The 20137-nt window shown below is 53.7% G+C and carries 14 protein-coding genes and 4 pseudogenes; 11 read left to right on the forward strand and 7 right to left on the reverse strand.

Going from position 1 to position 20137, the window contains the following annotated elements:
* Together ACLI1P_RS13065 and ACLI1P_RS13070 are read left to right on the forward strand one after the other, a co-directional pair.
* Positions 1-597, forward strand: coding sequence for a ParA family protein (locus ACLI1P_RS13065; RefSeq protein ID WP_411709736.1), 597 nt, complete (start codon positions 1-3; stop codon positions 595-597).
* Between the two features lie 10 nt (positions 598-607).
* Positions 608-844, forward strand: coding sequence for a peptide transporter (locus tag ACLI1P_RS13070; RefSeq protein ID WP_411709737.1), 237 nt, complete (start codon positions 608-610; stop codon positions 842-844).
* A gap of 83 nt (positions 845-927) precedes the next feature.
* Here ACLI1P_RS13070 and mobF read toward each other — a convergent pair whose 3' ends face one another.
* The gene (gene mobF, locus ACLI1P_RS13075) at positions 928-5364 is read right to left on the reverse strand and encodes a MobF family relaxase (protein ID WP_411709738.1); all 4437 of its coding nucleotides are present in this window, start codon (positions 5362-5364) and stop codon (positions 928-930) included.
* Positions 5365-5571: 207 nt separating this feature from the next.
* Between mobF and ACLI1P_RS13080 the strand changes: the two genes are divergently transcribed.
* The gene (locus ACLI1P_RS13080) at positions 5572-5967 is read left to right on the forward strand and encodes a 3-deoxy-D-manno-octulosonate 8-phosphate phosphatase (RefSeq protein WP_411709739.1); all 396 of its coding nucleotides are present in this window, start codon (positions 5572-5574) and stop codon (positions 5965-5967) included.
* 34 nt (positions 5968-6001) lie between these two features.
* On the opposite strand, the gene ACLI1P_RS13085 is transcribed toward ACLI1P_RS13080, so the two are convergent.
* Complete coding sequence (locus ACLI1P_RS13085; RefSeq protein ID WP_411709740.1) at positions 6002-6262, reverse strand: hypothetical protein; 261 nt, start codon at positions 6260-6262, stop codon at positions 6002-6004.
* Positions 6263-6434: 172 nt separating this feature from the next.
* Here ACLI1P_RS13085 and ACLI1P_RS13090 point away from each other — a divergent pair, with 172 nt between their 5' ends.
* Positions 6435-6698: a ribbon-helix-helix protein, CopG family gene (locus tag ACLI1P_RS13090; protein ID WP_411709741.1), complete on the forward strand. Its 264-nt coding sequence runs from the start codon at positions 6435-6437 to the stop codon at positions 6696-6698.
* A 375-nt stretch (positions 6699-7073) separates the two neighbouring features.
* A complete protein-coding gene (locus ACLI1P_RS13095) occupies positions 7074-8033 on the forward strand; it encodes a replication protein RepA (RefSeq protein ID WP_411709742.1) in 960 nt (319 codons plus the stop codon).
* A gap of 52 nt (positions 8034-8085) precedes the next feature.
* Here the strand turns inward: ACLI1P_RS13095 and ACLI1P_RS13100 are convergent.
* A pseudogene (locus ACLI1P_RS13100) lies at positions 8086-8250 on the reverse strand (IS481 family transposase); the annotation flags it as partial.
* 140 nt (positions 8251-8390) lie between these two features.
* On the opposite strand from ACLI1P_RS13100, the gene ACLI1P_RS13105 reads away from it, so the two are divergent.
* Genes ACLI1P_RS13105 through ACLI1P_RS13125 form a run of 5 tightly spaced genes read left to right on the forward strand, consistent with a single transcriptional unit; the run spans position 8391 to position 14735 of the window.
* Complete coding sequence (locus ACLI1P_RS13105; RefSeq protein ID WP_066484691.1) at positions 8391-9026, forward strand: MptD family putative ECF transporter S component; 636 nt, start codon at positions 8391-8393, stop codon at positions 9024-9026.
* Positions 9023-9748, forward strand: coding sequence for an energy-coupling factor transporter transmembrane component T family protein (locus ACLI1P_RS13110; protein ID WP_408920813.1), 726 nt, complete (start codon positions 9023-9025; stop codon positions 9746-9748). The genes ACLI1P_RS13105 and ACLI1P_RS13110 overlap by 4 nt, the downstream gene beginning before the upstream one ends.
* Complete coding sequence (locus tag ACLI1P_RS13115; protein ID WP_411709743.1) at positions 9745-11214, forward strand: ABC transporter ATP-binding protein; 1470 nt, start codon at positions 9745-9747, stop codon at positions 11212-11214. The genes ACLI1P_RS13110 and ACLI1P_RS13115 overlap by 4 nt, the downstream gene beginning before the upstream one ends.
* Before the next feature lie 7 nt (positions 11215-11221).
* Positions 11222-12970: an ABC transporter ATP-binding protein gene (locus tag ACLI1P_RS13120; protein WP_411709733.1), complete on the forward strand. Its 1749-nt coding sequence runs from the start codon at positions 11222-11224 to the stop codon at positions 12968-12970.
* Positions 12963-14735: an ABC transporter ATP-binding protein gene (locus tag ACLI1P_RS13125; RefSeq protein WP_070517045.1), complete on the forward strand. Its 1773-nt coding sequence runs from the start codon at positions 12963-12965 to the stop codon at positions 14733-14735. Before ACLI1P_RS13120 ends, ACLI1P_RS13125 begins: the two co-directional genes overlap by 8 nt.
* Positions 14736-14916: 181 nt before the next feature.
* Here the strand turns inward: ACLI1P_RS13125 and ACLI1P_RS13130 are convergent.
* Positions 14917-15702, reverse strand: a pseudogene (locus ACLI1P_RS13130) (MFS transporter); the annotation flags it as partial.
* A gap of 43 nt (positions 15703-15745) precedes the next feature.
* Here ACLI1P_RS13130 and ACLI1P_RS13135 point away from each other — a divergent pair.
* Positions 15746-15994: pseudogene (locus ACLI1P_RS13135) on the forward strand (transposase); the annotation flags it as partial.
* Between the two features lie 36 nt (positions 15995-16030).
* Here ACLI1P_RS13135 and ACLI1P_RS13140 read toward each other — a convergent pair.
* The 3 genes and pseudogenes from ACLI1P_RS13140 to ACLI1P_RS13150 form a co-directional block, all read right to left on the reverse strand.
* Positions 16031-16249, reverse strand: a pseudogene (locus ACLI1P_RS13140) (IS3 family transposase); the annotation flags it as partial.
* Between the two features lie 1270 nt (positions 16250-17519).
* Positions 17520-18113, reverse strand: coding sequence for a recombinase family protein (locus ACLI1P_RS13145; protein WP_411709734.1), 594 nt, complete (start codon positions 18111-18113; stop codon positions 17520-17522).
* Positions 18114-18514: 401 nt separating this feature from the next.
* Complete coding sequence (locus tag ACLI1P_RS13150; protein WP_411709735.1) at positions 18515-19603, reverse strand: hypothetical protein; 1089 nt, start codon at positions 19601-19603, stop codon at positions 18515-18517.
* Positions 19604-20137: the final 534 nt, after the last annotated feature.

A 20137-nucleotide genomic window follows, 5' to 3' on the forward strand; every position in this document is an offset into this window, starting at 1 on the left:
ATGACTCGAGTAATTTCCGTAATTCAGTCGAAGGGTGGTACGGGAAAGACCACACTTTCGGTAATGCTCGCAGAGGCAATTCGGAAGATGAGCTATACGGTCGCAGTCGCAGACGGCGACCCCCAGCAATCTGCCACCCGATGGGCAACCAAAGTGAAGGATTTTCCATTTCCTATCGAATCTGTCCGCAGCTCAAGTGATTTCTCTGGAGTTGTCAGAAGGGGGAACAATCCGGACTTTCTTATAGTCGATACCCCTCCAGGTGGTTTAGCTTTCATAACCGAAAGCGCTGAGGCTGCCGATTTAGTCCTTCTTCCAACTGGTGTTTCCCCGATGGATATTGATCGAACTCAGGTAACGCTTTCTTGGCTAATAGAAATGGGGATACCAACAGCAGTTGTTCTGTCGAATGTCGACAGGAGGGAAAAACTTCTAGATGAGGTCCATGCCGAGTTGGAGGGTGATGAGACCGCAGCGCTTGCCGAAACAGTCATCCCAACTAGGGCGGCTACACGTCGTGTTTTTGGAACAAAGCCCAGCAGCACGAAGGTGTGGGATTCTTTGGCTCGAGAAGTCGTCGCAGCATTTGAAGATTAAGGGGTAAACGATGGCAATTCCAAAGGCTAAGAATAAGGCGCGGGAAGAATCGTCTGGAAATAGGTTGGAGAGCTCGCCTTCAACAAAGATGTTCGCTCAAGCTAATGATAAAGCGACACGCCTTCAGCTGTACGTCCGTGATCGGCAATTGATTAAAGAGCTCAAACTCGCCGCAGTGGAAGAAGAGAAGAGCATCTCCCAGCTTTTTGAAGAGTGGGCAACACGATGGCTCGAGGAAAGAAGCTGATTGCCCGGTGTATATACCTACATACACATATGCGTATGTAGGTATATACACATTCATCTCTAGAGCTTTGACCTCACTGTTTTCTAAAGCTCTGGGCCCTGTTCTTCTTCAAGATCGTCGGTGGGGGCTTGTCCCTCGTTGTCGTGGTTGTTGCTGTGGGTAGTGGTGATGTGTGGTGCGTCGTCTAGTCCGAGGCTTGCGATAAAATCCATGCTTGCTTGTGCGCCGGGGTGGAGCTTCGGTTCTGGGGTGGTCTCAGGTGCTGGTGGTCCTTCCTCCACCTCGTTGTAGGAGGTATCTGGCTCGTCGTAGTCAGTGTTTCCTGGCTCGTAAGCAGCAGCGATGGTGTCAGCCATCATGTCGCGGATTATCTCTTGGGCAGGTTCATCTATGCCAAGGCGGCGTAGTTCGTAGGTGCGTTGTGCGGCCAGCAGGTTTACTTCATCGGCGATGTAGCCTGCATGGTCGGCAATATCGTGAGGGATTTCTTCTGCGCGCAAGCGCGTAGCAATATCAGCGCGGTCGGCGAAGTCCATTTTCTCGCGGCGAATGGTATCGAGGCGCTGTTGCAGCTTGTAGGTGTGTTCGCTGTCGTGTTGTGCGGCAGCGTGTAGGCGCTTGTCCCATTCTTCGGTGTCGTCGGCGCGGTAGCAGATTTCCTCCCACAGGCCTGCCTCCGGCAGGTTAGCGCCGGTATCTTCAATGGCTTGCTGGGCAAGCTTTCGACACTGTTGGGCGTTTTCAAGGCGCGTGTGCGCCTGGTCTATGCGCTGTTGGTAGGTACCATAGCCTACGGCGTCGTGGTCGTAGGCTTGGTCTGCAACCGGGCGGGTGTAGTCCTCTGCCAGTAGGCGTTGGTGCTCAATGTCTGCCAGGGCAGCTTCTTCATCGCGAAGGGCGGCACTGTGGTCTGCCATGGCCTGCTCATAGGCGCGAATGCGCCCAGCATCAAGACGTATCTGCTGGTAGTCGGCCTGTACCTCATTGACAGCGGCATTCTTGTCCTCGTGGAGGCGAGTAGTAATGCTTGCCTCTTGCCAGGTAAGCGATTCCACCTTGGAATTAGCAAAGCGTGCGTGCTCTGCCAGCACCTCCTGGTTAAGCCGGTTGAGGTTTCCTTCCTTTCCAGTAAGGCGAGCAGTTTCCGCGCGGTCGTAAGGGTTGTGGGCGCGCAGCCACGTATCGAGTTCTATATCTGTCTGACCAGATACAGGAGGCAGCTGGTTGCGCTTTCCGGTATCGTGCAAGCGGAGTTGTTCGTCTAGGCGGTAGCGGATAAGCCGTGCCGGATCATGGGCGTTGTCAATATCGCGAGTAGCGGTATCCATGACGGTGCGCGGGTCAATGCCTGCGTCGATAAGCCTTGCCCAGCCGTGGCGGATGGGTGCTACACCGTCGTCGCTGGTCTCAATCTTTCGGGAAAGGTCGCCGGGTAGGGTGTCGATCCAGTCCGGCAGGTAAGCGTCGATGAAGTCGTTGGTGGCTTCATCTTTACCCATAAGCCACAGGCCCATCATGCGATCGGGTGAGGTTTGCTCGTCGACGACCTCGGCTATGACCTCGCGTGCAGCCTTCGGGCTGTTATCGCGCGAGATTGCCTTATTAAAGACGTCCCTTGTGCTCGGAGCATGGTCTATGCCCTGGTAGTGGTAGTGGCCTTCCTCGGCAAGTTCATCTAGCTGGTGCTCGGTGACCGCATAGATGTGGTTGGCAAGCTTGCCTCGGGTCAGTGCAACATACAGCCCTGCCCTATCGACGTGGTGGTCAATGACCGCGCGGGTGCAGTCCACGGTGCTGCCCTGGGCGCGGTGGACGGTAGCCGCATATCCTAGCTGCACATTGTCGCGAACGTAGTCTGCTGGAAGACACAGTTCCTCGCCGGTGGTTTGGTTGCGGGCGGTGATACTGCCGCCCTCGGCAATGGCGGTAACGGTAAGCAGTGTGCCGTTGTTGATACGGGTACTCGTTGCGGTCTCATCGTCGTAGAAAGTCTGGTTTTTGCGCGCCAGAATCGTATCGCCTAGACCGGCTTTCTCGCCTCTAGAAAGCTGGGCTTCCACGGTGGTGTCAACCTCGCCGACGGCGATGTAGTGGGCGCGGATTGTTTCGTTAAGTTCTGCCACATCGCGGTTGGTGGCAGCAATAAGAAGACTGGTTTTACCGCTAGAAATATCCGCCAAGTAGTCTGCTGCGGCCTTATCTAGCATGTCGCTGCGTGCGCCACCATTGACCCAACCACGCTCAGCGTAGAAGTCGAACGTAGACGAATCTCCTTCGCGCAAGCGCAAGCTGGTAGCCGATTGTTCACTATCTCCGCCGAAGCGCACGACTTCGGATAGTTGATTATCAGTGCGGCCAGAAGCATTGACCATAGCGCCGAAAAGGCCGCCGTTTTCTACTGCGCCGAGCTGTTTATGGTCGCCGATAAAGCGCACGACTGCGCCTGCTTCTTCGGCAATTTCTAACAGCGAGCCGATGTTAGGGGTCGAGGCCATGCCGGCCTCGTCGACGATGATCATATCGCCTGCATTAATGGATACTGGAAGGTCTTTTAAGCTATGGCCGGGCTTTGTTGGGTGGTTTCCGCGCCAGGTGTAGGTGAGTTTGTCGATGGTAAAAGCGTCAAAGCCTAAGTCTTTAGACAACACCTCTGCTGCCTGGGCAGACGGGGCCAGACCAATCACATTGCGGCCTTCATTGGCCCACACATTGGCAACCAGGCGCATAGATGCGGTCTTGCCGGTGCCTGCCGGGCCTACGCCGGTAGCGGCCAGTGTGCCGCAGGTAAGCAGGTAGCGGGCCATGGATTCCTGCCCTGAGTTAAGGCGGAACCCAGCCTCGGCTTCATGCTCATCGAGTGCTTTATCAATCGCTGCCGATGGTGCGAATGCGGCCACCGGTTCGTTGAGTGCGCCCAGTGCTTTGTCTTCGGTGTCGAGAATGTCCTGGGTGGTATAAAGCTCACTATCAGCGCGGCTATCACGGGCTTTACCCGCCGTATTTTTCAGCGCCTCGGGTAGTTCCAGGACGTCGAAATCATTCAAGGAAATGGCCTTATCGCGCACAATTGCTTCCACCACAGTGGCGTGGATAAGGTCGCGCTCGGCCAGTGACGCGAAGCGATAGCCTTGGAGTTTTCCACCCGCAGCAGTCGCTACATGCGAGGCGCGAAAGTAGGAACGACGCCTGACAACGGTGTCTAAAACCTCGTCGATAAGACCGGAAAGGTGGTCTTCGGCGTGAAATATTGGACGCTCATCACGGGCGTCTTCGGCTGCAAGTTGGTTGATTGCAGCGAGTTCTTCTGCCCCAGTATCACGCGCGGCAACTTCCGCTTTCCAGCCTGCGCGAAGCTCTGTAAGGCTTTCTGGTTCACGCTTAGCATCACGGGTTTCCAAGATAGCCTGCTGCCACAAACGCCCCACCTCAACCGAGTTAGGAGTTGTGCCACGCGCGGCGACAAACTCTTCTACCAGACGCTTATAGACCGGCTGTGCGCCGCGTCGACGCTTAGAAAACGACTCCATAAGAGAGGCGGAAATACCGTCGATTTCCCACGTGGGTTCCTTATTTACGCCGTGGTCTCGGGCGGTAAACGTGTAGCCCATGTCGTTAGAAAGCAGGGTGTTCAAGATGGAGTCATAGCGGTGAGAAATCGACTGATGATACTTCATCAACGTGTACCCATCGATGGACAACCAGCGCCCGTCTTCGGTCTGAACCTTATTGGATACCAGCACGTGCGAGTGCAGATCAGGGTCGCCTGCGCGCGTATCGTAGTGCTTAAACTCGGAGGCGATAACGCCTTTCGTCTTGACTTGTTCGCGCCCTTGCTTGCCTACTCGGGTAAACAATGCGTTGTCTTCTGCCCACGCCATAGCCTCACTCACAGCCTGGTGATGAAGTGCTTCAATACGCCGCGCGGTCTCTTCATCAGACAAAGCCCACGCCACAGAAACGGACTTGGCGGGCGAGAAAGTCAGGTCAAAACCCGAGACAGACTGGCGCACATTGTCCTTTAAACCGTTGACCCAGTTGACAACTTCTCGGCCTGACTGCGGCTCGACTCCGTGTTCTTCAATGAAGAATTCTCGGCCAATATCCTGGACTAATTCGGCGCGCTCCTGCTTTCCCATCAGCGTGCCCGTTGTCTGCCGGTGGCGGCGTTCCGCGTCACGCAAAGCAACCAAAACCGGCACATCATTGGTGAAGTTAGCGAACGGTCTCCCCAGCTGGACGTCCTTGATTTTCTGCCCTTCGGACATCTTCATATCCGCATCTGGGTGCAGCCCCTCGCCGTACAATGCGGCCATTTGCGACTCGGTAACTTCCCCACCGTCCACGACGTTCTCGGTGTTCAAACCAGCAAGACCAGAGCCCAACCACCGCCCCGGTGGGGTGCCTTTGGCGTCGTAATACTTCGACAAACTTGGCGCGTCTGTCGGCCCATCATTGGTAGCCACAGAGCGCAACAGGTACTCATAACCTGTTCCGCTATTGACTACGCGCAGGGTCATCATGCGCCCTAGTCTAGCAGCCAAAACCCGATTAACACTAAGAGTGCATATAGTGTGTTGTGAAAAGGGCGCTCGCGCCCGCCGCTACAGGTCTACAGCGTTGTCGAAAGCCTGCAGGGATAGTCCGCTGATTGCTTCCGGTTACGCCGAACTTCCCGCGTGGTGTTTGTGTCAGGAGTGGAGCGGTGCGTTCGCTGGCATTGTGGGTTTATGGTTACCGCAAGTAGAAGTTTGAGGAAGCGTCAGGAACTGCGTCAGCATCTCGAAGAAGAACAGCGTAAGCTGCGCGACCGGAAAAAGAGCACCAACTCGTTGCTCAGCCTTATCGATCAGCGAGACGAGTTGAACGGAAAGATTGGTGAAGTCTCACAGTCCATTATCGACCTAGGCGAAGCTAAGGAATTTGTGCGCGAGCTCGTCGGTATGAGCCAGCGAGATTTCAACGCAATGCTCAAGACTGTTAAGGAGTCTTCTCCTAGCGTGAACGCTTTACCTAGAGAAGACGAGTCGCATACTGGCGACAGCGAGCGCCAGGACGATGACGAAGCCGCCAGCGCCACTGAGAGCGCTGGCGGCGATGGTGACCATGAGAAGGGTGGCCAGTAGAGAGAAAGGCAGTCTTCGGCGTTGGTAACTGCGACTACCGTTGTTCGCTCGGGTCGTAGTACTCGCCGGGGTTGGCGGGCGCGTCTTCGTACGTGTTGGAGTATGGCGAGTCGTTGGCCTCGTCCGTGGCACGCTCGTAGTGGTCGGCCATGGAGCCAACCATCACGCCGAGGAAGGCGAGGAAGTACCAGGCGATTGCTCCGCCTAACGCTCTGATGGTTCCTGCCACCAGTCCTGCGCTTCGTATCTGGGCAATGAGCATCCAGGCCGGCATGCGATGAGTGCTAGCTGCCACCAGCCGGGAACGTGGTTGGTGGATTCGATAAATGGCAGTGCGTCCACGGAGGCGTCCTTCCTCTCTGTGGCGCGCGCCGCTCATGATGCTGTTAAAGAGTTTGAGAAGACTCCTCCAGTCTTACGTATAGTAAACAATGTTTACGATTGCTGCCGAGGGGAGGATACTGCATATGAAACAAGCACCCCACCCTTCCGGACGTGTGGTGTCTGTACGGATGACAGATGAAATCATTGAACGACTCGACGCTCTCTGCGATAGGACAGGACGTAGTCGAGGTTTCTACTTAAAAATGGCTATTACAGCCATGCTTCCCAAACTAGAAGAATTCCATTGGAATCAAGTGGCTGCAGACTTCGAAGAGAAGACAATCAACAACTTGTTTAACCAAATAATGCTCAACGGTCTAAAAGACGAGCCCGAAGAACAAGAGTGACTCCACTAATGCCTTAGGTTCCGAGCAAGCTTCATCAAAGCAAACAGCCGATAAGGCTTCTTGGCAAGAGCCGCCACCATTACTAAATCTCCCAGTAAGTCACACTGATGTGATTTAATAGGCGGAGAAAATAAAAAGCCGCGCCCCACACTCGTGGGGTGCGCAGCGCGAGCGGCACACACCCTCGGTTCAAGTCCAGGGCGCGCACATTCCTCAAACATGAGGAAACCCCCGCATCATCGAGCGCCAACTCTAGCGGGGGTCCAAATCCAAACGACACCGACCGTGTCGGGTATGACTTTACCACTTCCACACGGACAGTGAGCAAAGCACAACACGGGCGGTGTCGATAATCCGAAAGGAGACTACGGCACCATGCAGCCCCCACTCACGCCAGATGAGCGTCGCGCCAAACTTGAAGCAGTCAAGGAACTAGCCCGCAGGCAAGAACACGACGCCGCACAAGAACTCCTGCAAGCCCAAGACGTCGGCTACACCTCCAAACTCTTCGTCCAGGCGCTGTTCCCCTACCGCAACCCTGACAGCAACGAGCGGAAAATAACTACCGCCGAGGGCACCATTAGCGTCTACTCACCCAACGGTCTCCCCTACGGCAAGTACCCACGCCTCATCATGGCCTACATCATCACCCGCGCCGTAGCTAATGCCGGACGCCTCAAAGAAGGAAAAATCGACAACGAGGAAGCACGCCGCATTCCACTCGGGCACTCCATGAGTCACTTCCTTCAAGCAATCGGCGTCACCGGACGCGGAACCGGAGGTGCGAACGGAAGTCTCTCTAGAATCCGCGAACAGCTTCTACGCCTAGCCAGCTCTTCAATAACCGCCCAAAGCGACAATGGAGTTCACGCGCGAGGCCGTAATACCCAGATTCTCGAAGACTGGAACCTCTGGTTCGACCCCCGCGACCCCAACCAAGGCAGCTTCATGGAATCAGAACTAGTACTCACCCCACAGTTCTTCCGCCACATTGCAGAAGCTCCCATCCCCATCGACCTCAACGTCCTACGCGAGCTGAGCAAGCCCCGAGCAATGGACCTCTACATCTGGCTCACCGTCAAGCAATACTGGCTCCACAAAAACAACCGCGAAGCCTACACCTTCACCTGGGACATGATCGCCGCCAACTTCGCCACCAAGCAACTAAACACCGCAGTCCAGCGGCGCGATTTCCGAAACGAGATAAAGAAAGCCATTCTTGAGCTCACGACAGCGTGGCCAGAAGCAGGAATCGAAGCGAGCACGGACGGCGTGACCGTCACAAAAACTGCCCCATCAGTTCAGCAGAAAGCACCTCGTCCTGGACTCGATTAGCCCAATCGCGGAGAAACAGCGCCCTACGGGGCGCTTTCTTTTTACCCCACACGCCGCCCGCCGTTATTTTGATGTCGACGTGGTTCTCGATGCAGACCATGTTGATTGGTTCCCCGCCCCATCGGCAGCCGATGTAGAGGCGGCGTAGTTTACCGCCCCATCGCAGGGTTGTCTTGCCGTTGGTGCTTACTTTATCGGTGCATAGTCGGTAGTCGTGCTCTGGTTTGATGTCCGCTTATCTACATTCGCCCCCATTAAGGGTGAATCTTCAGATCAAAACTAGAAATAGTTTATATACAGCACTATCTGTATTAGGTAAGCCTTGCCTTTCCAGCTGTTCATGAATCGAGGTTTACGATGACCCAACAGTCCTCTACGCCCGCACGGAGTACAAGCTCATCCAGTGGGTCGACGGCACGTTTAAACACCAGAGATCTCATCAACGCTGGTATCTTTGCTGCACTTTACTTTGTAATCACCTTTGTAAGCGGAATGATTGGATTCGCAGGACCACAATTCATGTTTATTGGATGGTTTATCGCGGCAATCGCAAACGGAATCGTGCTAGCGCTTTATGCCGTCCGCACGTCCAAAATGGGTGCTTTCACCCTCGTCGGTGGTATTAACGGATTAGCATTCATGCTCACCGGACACTACTTCTGGACCTTGCTAGGAAGCATAATTCTTGGGTTTATCGCGGATTTGATTATTACAAAAAGCCACCTCAGTATTGCCAAGTCCTTCCCTATTGCCTACGGCGTCTTCTGTGTCTGGATTTCTTTGCCTTTTCTCCCGCTAATTCTGGATACGGACTCATACTACGTCGATATCGCAGACCAAATGGGTCAAGAATATGCCGATGCTATGTCGGATATCTTCCAGCCATGGACCATTGGAGTACTGGCCATTTGTGCGCTCATCGTCGGCTTTATCGGAGGAAAGGTCGGAGTTCGCGTCAGCCGCAAACACTTTGAAAGCGCTGGCCTCCTGTGAGCCTGCAAAAACAGGGCGTGCTTCGTCGATCTTCGATCGATCCACGGACCGTGCTGCTTTCTGTTCTAGTAATCAATGCGGTAGCTCTCAGCCACGGCCACCTACCGACACTGCTGATTTCTATCGCCTTCAGCTCCATCGCACTAGCTACAGTAAAGCCACACTATGGTCTTATATGTCTGTTCGCTTTTGCATTATCCTATCTAGGGTATTGGGGCCTATTACAGCTTCCTGGCTCCACATTTTTCGCTTTTTCAGCGGCAATTTTTTCGTGGCTAAGCCGTTTTGTCATCAGCATGTCCATCGGCGCATTCGGCTTGCTCACTCTCACACCATCCACGTTGACCTCAGCACTGCGGGACCTGCGTTTACCAGGCTGGGTCACCATTCCACCGGCGGTATTCCTGCGCGTTTTGCCGATCATCGTGGCAGAAGCCAAAGCCATCCGCGATGCCATGGTCCTTCGGGGTCTCCAGCCTGGAGTAAAAAGCTGGATCACACAGCCCACACAATCGTCCGCGATGTTGATCATCCCCTTATTAGGTGCCGTCGTCCGCGCTGGTGATGAGCTCGCTGCCTCTGCTCTTGTCCGGGGATTGGGAGGACCCGCACGCCCAACCACCACCGCCGATCTTTCCTTCAAGCTTGTCGATGCAACTGCACTAGCTGGGTTGGGCCTCGTTGTTGCCTCTGTCTGGCTTCCCACGGAGGTCCACTTATGAACGAACGCAGTATCGCAACCAGTGTAGACGCCCACAACGTTTCTTTTACATATCCATTGGGCGCTCGGCCAGGCATTCAAGGTGTATCTGATGTGTCTTTTTCTGTCTCTCCAGGACAGTGTCTACTGATTACCGGTGATTCCGGATCGGGAAAGTCCACGGTACTCAAGTTGATCAACGGACTCATCCCCCATTTCAATCCAGGAGAGCTACTAGGCACCATCACTATTATAAAGGATGACCAGGCTTTTAACCCTGCGGAAGAACCGCTGTCCCGAGCCATCGAGTTCAGCGCCTCAGTATTCCAGAATCCAAGGACACAATTTTTCACTGAAAGCGTCAATGCAGAATTGGCCTTCGGGCTAGAAAACCTTGGTGTAGATCCCAAAGAAATTGAGTCGAGGATTCAATCAGCGGTCGAGCTACTAGGCATTAACGATCTTCGGGGCCGGCGATTCAAAGAATTATCCGGTGGGCAGTTACAAACCGTGGCATGCGCATGCGCGCTTGTGTCCCCGGGCAGTCTCGTGCTTCTCGATGAACCCACGTCCAATCTCTCCATGGAAAGCATCGATATTCTTGCACGCGTGCTACACCGCTTGAAGGAATTAGGCACAACGATCATTATCGCTGATCACCGTCTCTTTTTCTTAAAAGATATCGCTGACCAAGTTATTTACTTGACTCAGGGAAAAATAACGCGGAGTTTCCGCGCTCAGGAGTTTTATGCCTTAGACGAACCCGAACGCAAACAATTGGGGCTACGCAGCTTACACCATGTTCCCCTGCCCGCGAGCGTGCCGGTACCACCCACGCTCGAAAACGCCGATCCCCAGCGGAGCGGACTCGAGCTAAGCAACATCTGTTTTTCTTATGGCGCACATGAGGTATTAAACATTGACCACGCATTTTTCCCCAGCGGCGAAGTCACCGCCTTAATCGGGCCCAACGGCGCTGGAAAAACCACCCTCGCCAGGATCATTTGTGGTCTTGCTTCTCCCAAACGCGGCGGTAGTCTCCGTTTGAACAGCAAACGAGTAGGAGCGGCTGCCCGCAGACGTGCCGCGTACATGGTGATGCAAGATGTTGGCCGCCAATTATTCGCAGCCACCACCGAAGAAGAAGTCACGCTCGGACTGGCAAAGAAGAAGCGGGACCACATCGATGTCAATGAGATTCTCCATCGCCTCGATCTGGCAGGAATGGCCCAACGGCATCCGCAGTCTCTGTCCGGTGGGCAACGGCAACGCTTAGCCATAGCTTCAGCCCAAGCCGAGCAAGCAGCGATCTACATCTTCGATGAACCTACCTCTGGCGTGGGCTGGCGCCAACTGCAATCCATCTCTGCGCTACTTCGATCTCTTGCAGCAAGCGGAGCAGTGGTCATCGTCATCACCCATGACCACGAATTCATCCAAGAATCAGTCACCAGAATCATCGATATGACTGACATCAACAAGAATTGAGAAAGAAATGTCTGAACTAAAACAAAGTTCCACAGAATCAAGCGGAACCCACGCACCAGAATCACACGGTGCGTCACCGGAAGAAGAGGCTCGCGCAAAACTAAAAGCCGGCCAGGTCGCTCTAAAAAAACTACTGGCCCCAGTGCAAACAACCATCTACTTCGCACAGTTTCTCGCGCTTATATCCTCGGTACTCGCCGTAGCACCCTACGTCGCGTTGGTGGCACTGGGAAATGCTCTAATCGACGGCAATACTGATGACGTCGCGTCCATTGTGAAATGGCTACTTGCTGCATTTTTGGGCCAGCTATTCTTCTATTTCCTTGCCCTTGTAATCACCCACTTCGCTGATGCAAAGCTGGTGGGGATTAACCGGCGCCGAATTATTACCGCTATTGCGAAAGCACCACTCTCGTGGTTTAGCCAGACTAATTCCGGCAAAGTCCGCAAAGCCGTCGAGGACGATACGTTAACTCTGCACACCCTGACAGCCCATGCTCCTGTAGAGAAGGTCGCCGCGATCTTTACGCCCCTCGCGCTTCTGGTTTATGCCTTTATCTTGGATTGGCGCCTTGGTCTACTTTCTATTGCCACTGTGCCCATTTTCCTAGCAATCCAAGCATATTCAATGAAAGATATGGGCACAAAAACTGCGGAAATGGATAATTATCTGGGTGAGGTCTCTGCGACTGCGGTGGAGTTCTCCGAAGGTATTTCCGTCGTCAAGGCTTTCGGCACCGTTGGCAAAGCCCACGCTCGATATCGCGAAGCTGCCCAAAAATTCGCGGAATTCTATTACGAGTGGGTACGTCCGCTTCTGCGTGTTTCCGCAATCTCAGAGTCTGTGGTGGCGGTTCCTGTCCTCATCCTTATCAATCTAGGAGTCGGTTCCCTGCTGATAGCTGGTGGCTATGTCACGGTCGCTGAAGTCATCGCAACAACGTTAATTGCGCTGGTGCTCCCGGGCACGATTCAAACCGTCGGCCAAATGATGTGGTCTTACCAGCTCGCTGGCAATGCGGCGTTGCGCCTTGATGAAGTCATGACAATTTCCCATGTGAAAGAAGGCCAAAAGAGCCTCGATGCCAGTAGTCAAGACATGGAGGTGGAGTTCCATAAGGTCAGCTTTAGCTACGCCCCAGACACACCAGTCCTCCAAGACTTTTCTGCGAAACTAAATGCAGGCACTGTCACGGCATTGATTGGCCCCTCCGGGTCTGGCAAATCCACAGCAGCAACGATGCTGGCGCGTTTCCAGGATCCAGATTCGGGCACAATCACTATCAACAACGTGGATATCCGTGATCTCACTTTCGACAGTTTGTACCGCACTGTGGCTTTCGTCTTACAAGATCCTCACTTACTGCGTATGAGTATTCGGGAAAACATTCGCCTTGCACGCCCAGAAGCCCGCGATGAAGAGATCTGGCAAGCCGCAGAGGCTGCGCACATAGCTGCTGATATTCGCGCTTTACCGGCTGGGCTCGACACCGTTGTTGGTGAGGACACCTCTTTATCCGGTGGACAACAGCAACGCATTTCTATTGCCCGGGCAATTATTACCAATGCCCCAATCTTGATCCTGGATGAAGCTACTGCGGCAACTGATCCTGACTGCGAAGCAGAAATTCAAGCAGCTCTAGCCACACTCGTCAGAGGCAAGACCGTCTTAGTCATCGCCCACAAGCCGGAGTCCATCCAAGGAGCAGACCAAATAATCTGCCTCAAGCCTATGAAGGATAATTCTCATGTCTAATGCCACTACGCCTGTTAGTTCGCGTCTTCGTGATCCGCTACTCACTCGCAGTGTCAAAAAGCTGCAAAGTCCTGTAGGCCATAAGCTCAATAAAAGGTATGCTTGTCTATCGCTTATCGTTGGCGTGCTTGATGGCCTCGCCGTTCTCACGCTCGTGCCACTTACAAAGGCACTCGATGGGGATACGACGATCGCACCATGGATGTGGACGCTTTTGGCAATTGCGCTCGTAGCTTTTGCGCTACGATTTTTCGCAACCATGGCCTCTTACCACACGGCCTTGGATTTCATCCGAGCCGCGCACACGACTGTGGGCGATAAATTAGCAACGCTACCGCTCGGCTGGTTCGTACCGGCTAATACCGGCGGCCTATCTCGCCTCGTTTCAGATCGCTTTATGGTGGCGGCCGAGACCATTGCGCATATTCAAGGAACGATATACCGCGATAGCGCGGCACTTGTCACCTTGTTAGTAGGAGCGTGTTTCTGGAACCCGAAGCTGGGCTTGGTCCTTCTTATCATCGCACCATTGGCGCTCGTGGTGATGCAGTTGGCTGCATGGATTCGTGAGAAAGCATCGAACCGCGCACTGGGGCCGAGTAAAGAGCTCTCCCAGCGCATCGTAGAATTTGCTAACCGTCAACCAGCCCTGCGCGCGGCAGGACAATCACAAGTTTTTGCGCCACTAGAGCAAGCACTAGAAATCGACCATAAAGCACGAATACGCGAGCTATGGGTATCCACATTAGCTTTGCTACTCAACGGCATAGTAGTGCAGATCTTCATTGTGGCTCTCATTATGGTCTCTGCGGATCTTGCCGTTGAAGGCGCCCTATCGCCACTAGAAACAATTGCGATCATCGGAATCAGCTTGAGGTTTACCCGCACGCTTGAGCAGCTGGGTTCTTCTTTCGTCGGTTTAGATGCCGGCCGTATCGCGCTCGCAGAAACTGAGCTCATCACCGATGCTCCTTCCCTGCCAGAACCCACTACTCCGCGCCTAGGCGATGGTTCGGGAAATGTAGAGCTGCTTAATGTCACGTTTGGATACGGCGATAAACCAGTATTGGTAGATGTCACTTTCCATGCTCGACCAGGCACCGTTACCGCCATTGTCGGTCCTTCTGGCTCCGGAAAGACCACAATTGCGCGCCTTATTTCGCGATTCTGGGATGTAGATTCCGGGGCGGTGATGGTTGACGGCGTAGATATCCGCGAGCTTGGAACCGAACAGTTAATGTCCAGACTGTCCATGGTCTTTCAGGACGTTTACCTCTTCGACGACTCGTTAATCGCTAATATCCGCGTTGGTCGTCCCGACGCCTCCGATGAGGAAGTCTTCCGCGCAGCTGATCTTTCAGGCGTGACTTCTATTGCCAACCGCCTAGGGTGGCATACTCCTGTTGGTGAAGGCGGGCGGCTTCTATCCGGTGGTGAACGCCAGCGCGTATCTGTAGCTCGCGCGCTTCTCAAGCAAGCGCCGATTGTACTCTTTGATGAGGCTACCTCCGCGCTCGATGCAGAAAATGAGGCAAACATTCTTGCTGCGATGGACGAGCTACGGGAGCAATCTACTTTTATTGTCATCGCCCATAAGTTGGATACAATCAAATCTGCTGATCAAATCGTAGTCTTGGATGAACACGGGCAAGTCAGCCAGCTGGGCACGCATTCTGAGCTTTCCGATGTCCCCGGTATCTACCGTCACTTCTGGCAGCAACGCAAAGCAGCAAGCGGGTGGAAAATCAGTTCGGGACGCGATTAACGCGGGCACCGAGATCGGCATTGTTTGCGGGGGACACCCTTCTCTCCCCCTCCCCCCCCCGCAGCACGGAGCACCCTAAGTGCACCGACAAGGCTCAGAGCGAAGAATGCGGTAGCGGCTACGAGCGACCACTGCGCGGCGTTGGCCATGCCTTCGCTTAAGGTCTACACCACTGCCCCAGGCGCACGGTGGTTTGCGTTGCGGAGGCTTGCCTGGAGTCATCGACGGGAATATCCCGCAGCATCGTGCCGGTCGGCTGCGTGGAGGCGAACCCCAGGCCCAAGCCGTACAGGGTCAGCGGCGCGGCGATGATCCAATCATTCGTATCCGGCCCCATAAGCAGGACGAAGCTAAGGACGCCGACGGCTTCCAAGCCGAGCCCAATGAGCACGGTGCCAGACGCCCCGTACCGTGCCGCGACATGAGGGCTGATGCAACGGAGAAGAATGCACCGATTGCCATGGCTGCCAGCACCAGGCCAGACCACGTCGTGCAGAGGTCCAAAGTATTAATCAGGTACAGCGGCAACACGAAGATGATGGCAAACTCGCCGATTGCTACCGCACCAGCGGTGATATTGCCCCACGAGAACGTGGAATAAGAAAAACAATTCAAGATACAACAGCGCCGAGCGGTGACCCCGCTCGCGGTGCTCTTCCGACCTGATAAAAAGCGCGAAGCCCACGGCCGAAACCGTGAGCCCTAGCGGAACCGGTGAAATAGCCGCGTTTTCGAACCAGGTCCAGCCAAAGAAGCTGAATGAGGATTGGGGCTCCCACCAGCCTAGGCCAGGCCCTCGATAATCGCGAATACCAGGACACCCATTCCGTCAGTGCACCACCGGCAAGCGGTCCGACCGCTGCCGCACCGGAAATCACCGCGCCCCACACACCAAAGGCTGCTGCGCGTTATTTTCCGCGGAATACGGTTTACTCGTGGAAAGCGTGGAAGGCATGATGAATGAAGCGTCCTGGGTTTAGTTCCTACCTCAGCTAAGGAAGGATTGAACTATGCCTAGAAAATATTCCGTCGAGTTCAAGGAGAAGGCGGTCCATCAGATCATCGAAATGGTCCGCCTGGAGTCTTGCTCACTGCAACGCGCCTACACGGAGGTCGGTGAGCTGCTTGGAGTATCCCACCACACGTTGCGGGCTTGGTACCGTGACAGCGCTTCAGTACACGATAATTCTGACGCTTCAGGCGGCGAAACAATGGAAGAAGAACTCAGGCGCCTGCGTCGAGAAAACCGCGAACTGAAACTGAACTTGCCCCCGAAAGTTGGACTAGGGGTAATCCTACCCGGCTAACGTCTTAAGGGCCTTATCCCGGTATTTCATCGGGGTGCAACCATCAAGTCCCAGCTGGAGTCTTTCCGCGTTGTACCAGTCGATGTACGCGTCTACCGCAGCGGTAAATTCTTTGACAGACCCGAACTTCTCACCGTGATACATCTCGGCTTTCAAGTGGCCAAAGAAGTTTTCCATCACGGCATTGTCATAACAATTACCTCTCCGCCGGGGAACCATTTCGCAGACACTGCGCATATTTACCCTCACCGCTGCGCATATTTACCCTCACAAGGCGTTTGCCCAGTTCAGGATGCGCATATTTACCCTCACCCAAAAAGAGACTGCGCATATTTACCCTCACCGCTGCGCATATTTACCCTCACCGCTGCGCATATTTACCCTCACCGCTGCGCATATTTACCCTCACCGGCCCAGTTATCCACAGGGTTTTACCTGCACGTTTATCTATTTTCCCAGGTCGCTTATAACTATATCCCTGTAGATCTATATCCCCAGCCGATCAACCAACACAACCGTTCACTACGACTTGCCGTTATTACTCCCGCCTCGCCTGACGGCTCGTTGGGCTGCCGCGAAAATCGCTTACGCGATTTCCTTGCCTCCAAAGCAACCCACAACAACCGCAATCCTGTATACCTCCATGTAGCATTGCCTCTTTCAGGCATTTCAAATGCATAAATAAGAGAAGGCAAAACAGTACCCTTAGGCACTACACCATCCCTGACAACTGATATCTCTCCCGAACAAACGCTGACGGTTCAATATCGGAGATACGACGTATCTAGGGGTGGTACGAGATGAGCTTCTCGTAGTTGGCGAATAACAGCTCCTGGCGCTGACGCTCAGTAGTCAGCTTGCGGGGTACGCCAAACCCCTTGTCCACTTCCCGCCGCAGCAGAGGGAAAGAAGGCTACGGCCCCAGTGCGGAAATATTGCGAAACATTTGTACGCGCATTAGCCTGAAATATGACAGCATGGTTCGTCCTTGAATTATCGCTGCACAATAAAAAGGGCCCCCAACGAGCGGCCACTCGTTGAAACCCTCGGGCCTAAAGACCCACGTGAAGCGTCAGAGCAATGAGCTTCACTGTTACGGTCGCAAGTGTTATGACCTTGATTGCCACATCGAGCCGGCTAAGCTTCGTGGCGTCAAGGTCTTTTCTTTTGCGACCGGGTGTATCCAATGAGTGTTTACCCATTGTCTACCTCCTTGCCTTGGGGTTGTCCCTCGCCAAACAAGATGCAACAGGACAGCCCGCACGTGACGCGCGGACCGCCGCGCACCGACAGAGGGAGCCACAACCATGCCCCACCACGACGGATGGGGCATGGTTGTGAACCAAAAGTAACGTTAGCAGTAGCACAGGATCGAAAGAGGGCCGGTGGTCTCCGCAGAGGAGTAAAAGGCGGGCAGCATCGAATTCCCATGCAGCCAACCCAACTTGCGTAGATTTATCGATACGGCTGCATTACCCTAGGCGTTTTTCAACGCCCGATACACCGTAGGGCGGGTGACCCCAAACTCACGCGCTAGTGCGGCTTTCGACTCCCCCGCCAACACGCGCTGCTTAATCTCCGACACCTGCTGCGGACTTAGGGCTGGTTTGCGGCCTTTATACTTGCCAGCCTTTTTCGCCAACGCAATCCCCTCCGCCTGCCGCTCACGAATAATAGCCCGCTCAAACTCCGCAAACGAACCCAAAATGCCGAGCATTAAATCCGCGCGTGGATCTGTGGTGTTTTTCGCAAACGCGAGATTCTCATGCAGGAAAGTAACAGTCACACCCTTGTCGGTGAGCTCATCAACAATGCCACGCAAATCCGTCAGCGAACGGGCGAGGCGGTCAATCGACGACACGACGAGCTCGTCCCCGTCGCGCACATACGCCATACACTCGACAAGCCCAGGGCGCGCAGTCTTGGTGCGGCCGGAAATCTTATCCTCAAAAAACCGGTCAATCCTGCCGGAAGCATTGAGTAGTTCTTTCTGGCGCTGATTATTCTGCTCCACCGTCGAGACACGGATATAGCCCACCCGCTGCCCATGCGAACCAGAGCTTTTGGCCATTAGTCTTCGTCCCGCGAAGGTTTAAAGGAAACAGTCTCTTGTTCTATGACCGCATCACGATACGACTCGATAGCGTCCGAGAGGGCGTATAGCTGAATACCGTCGAGACCATCAGCGTCAGCAAGCAAGGCTTGCACAATCCTGCCCAACGCCTGCTGCCCCGACGACAACCCACCATGTAGATCTTTCACCCGCGCCAACGCGGGCACAGAGTCAATATGACTTTCAATATGGAAACCATCAGACGATAACACCACACTCACCACTTTCTGTAAACATAAGGCCTAGACCCCGCTAGACACGTGTAAAACAATGCTAGGAATGGCCCTATTTTACAGGAAACATTCTTCCCTAAACCGGCGTAACAATAGGGTGTGCCCTAGAAATACAAACGGATGTGCTTAAAGATCCCAAACGTTTTCAGCGTGACGCAACTGGTGAATACTGGTGTACCTTTGCCTATTTACAAAGGCAGACCCTTTTCCCGCGCGGTCATTCTGGAGGGGCTTCTCGAGGGTTACATGATCGGGATCACCAGCCCGAGACAGGATAAATACTTGGTACTTACCCGGTGCCCATCCATTTTTGAGACCAGAAGCCATCACCTTGCCCAATTTTTTGTCTTCCTTTTTCTCACTTAGCTTAAGGCGATCCGCTTCTGCCTCATTCCAAAGGACATTGTCATAACGGGCCTTGATACATGGCACATCAACCCCAATTTCTCGCCCCTCATAGAAAGCCATGTGACTTACTTCTTGAAAAAAGCGTCCAGGCTGGCATATGTACGCGTTAAGCGGACCGTCATTAAGCTTTGCCTGTGCAGAGGGGACAACAACGGTATCCAACGGGGATATTGGTTTTTTAATACCCATGTCGCGCGTCCGGTCTACCGTTCTCATCCAGTCCGCGGCATCTTTGTTTATCATCTCGGCAAGACTGAATACTGCCCGCATTTCAAAACCGACATCGATATTTAAGAGAGAATCATGATGGGCAACGCGATTGCGGAATTTACGAATCTGTTCAGCTAATACGGTGACATCTTTGCGGAGCCCTGCCCCAGGAAAAGCGTTGTGCAGAGTCTCACGCCATAACTTCTCATGCTTTGCCCCCATCCAACCGGCCCAGAAACCGAAAGACAATCCAGCAACAATTTGATCTCGAGTTTCCTTTCCTTCGGAACGAAGCCTTTCTCGAACCTTGTCGATTACTTGCGATTGTGCGGAGTAAAATGGAGGTAAGAGAAACCAAGGAATTTTTCTTGTATCCTCACGCACTCTCTTTGATAGCTGAGTGTCGATGGCATGGCGAAGTAGGATCTCAAGGTGTGAAATCTGCTCTAATGCAGCCCCCGCCATTTGGGTATTCCACACGTACAGATCAAGAGCCTTCGCTTCGTCACCCTCAGCGGCCCTAAGAAACGGTTCTAAACGAGGTTGCGGAAAACCCGCCAAAACTCTATGAGTGTCATTTCTAATTTCGTTGCTCATATTTTCATGCTATCCTTTAACCGAACGCCCCGATGTGCCTCTACTTCAGTAAGCACCCGGGGCTTTTATAATCCCTAAATTTATTGACGCTCTTCGGGATATGCGTCGGGATATGCGACAAAAAGTGTGTCTTTTTGTCGCATATCCCGCCACCAGTCTCAAAGAACGGCTGGAAGGTACACGCTAAAGGAAACTCCCCTAGTGCTTCTCGTCGTTGGAAGCACTGGGGAGAAGTCACCTGCGGGGGTTGTGGCTTTTTATTTTCCTTCCGTCCGACTATGCGCCGGGGGAGGTGCGCTGCGGACACCCAAAACCATACCGCCTTACAGCGCGCCCGCAACCGGAGTATCCCTCGGCAAGTGGATAGCTTTAAATTTAAGAATGCGTATATACACATATGCGTATATCAGTATATGGGTATAAAGTGATTTTCAGCTCAGCGCTCCACTTAACGAGTGTCATACGTATAGCATGATATACACACATATGTATGTCACTACCCGGGTAAATCCTTCCTGAATCTATTCTTTTTGT

This window comes from Corynebacterium tardum (genome assembly GCF_046717785.1).
Lineage (GTDB): Bacteria > Actinomycetota > Actinomycetes > Mycobacteriales > Mycobacteriaceae > Corynebacterium.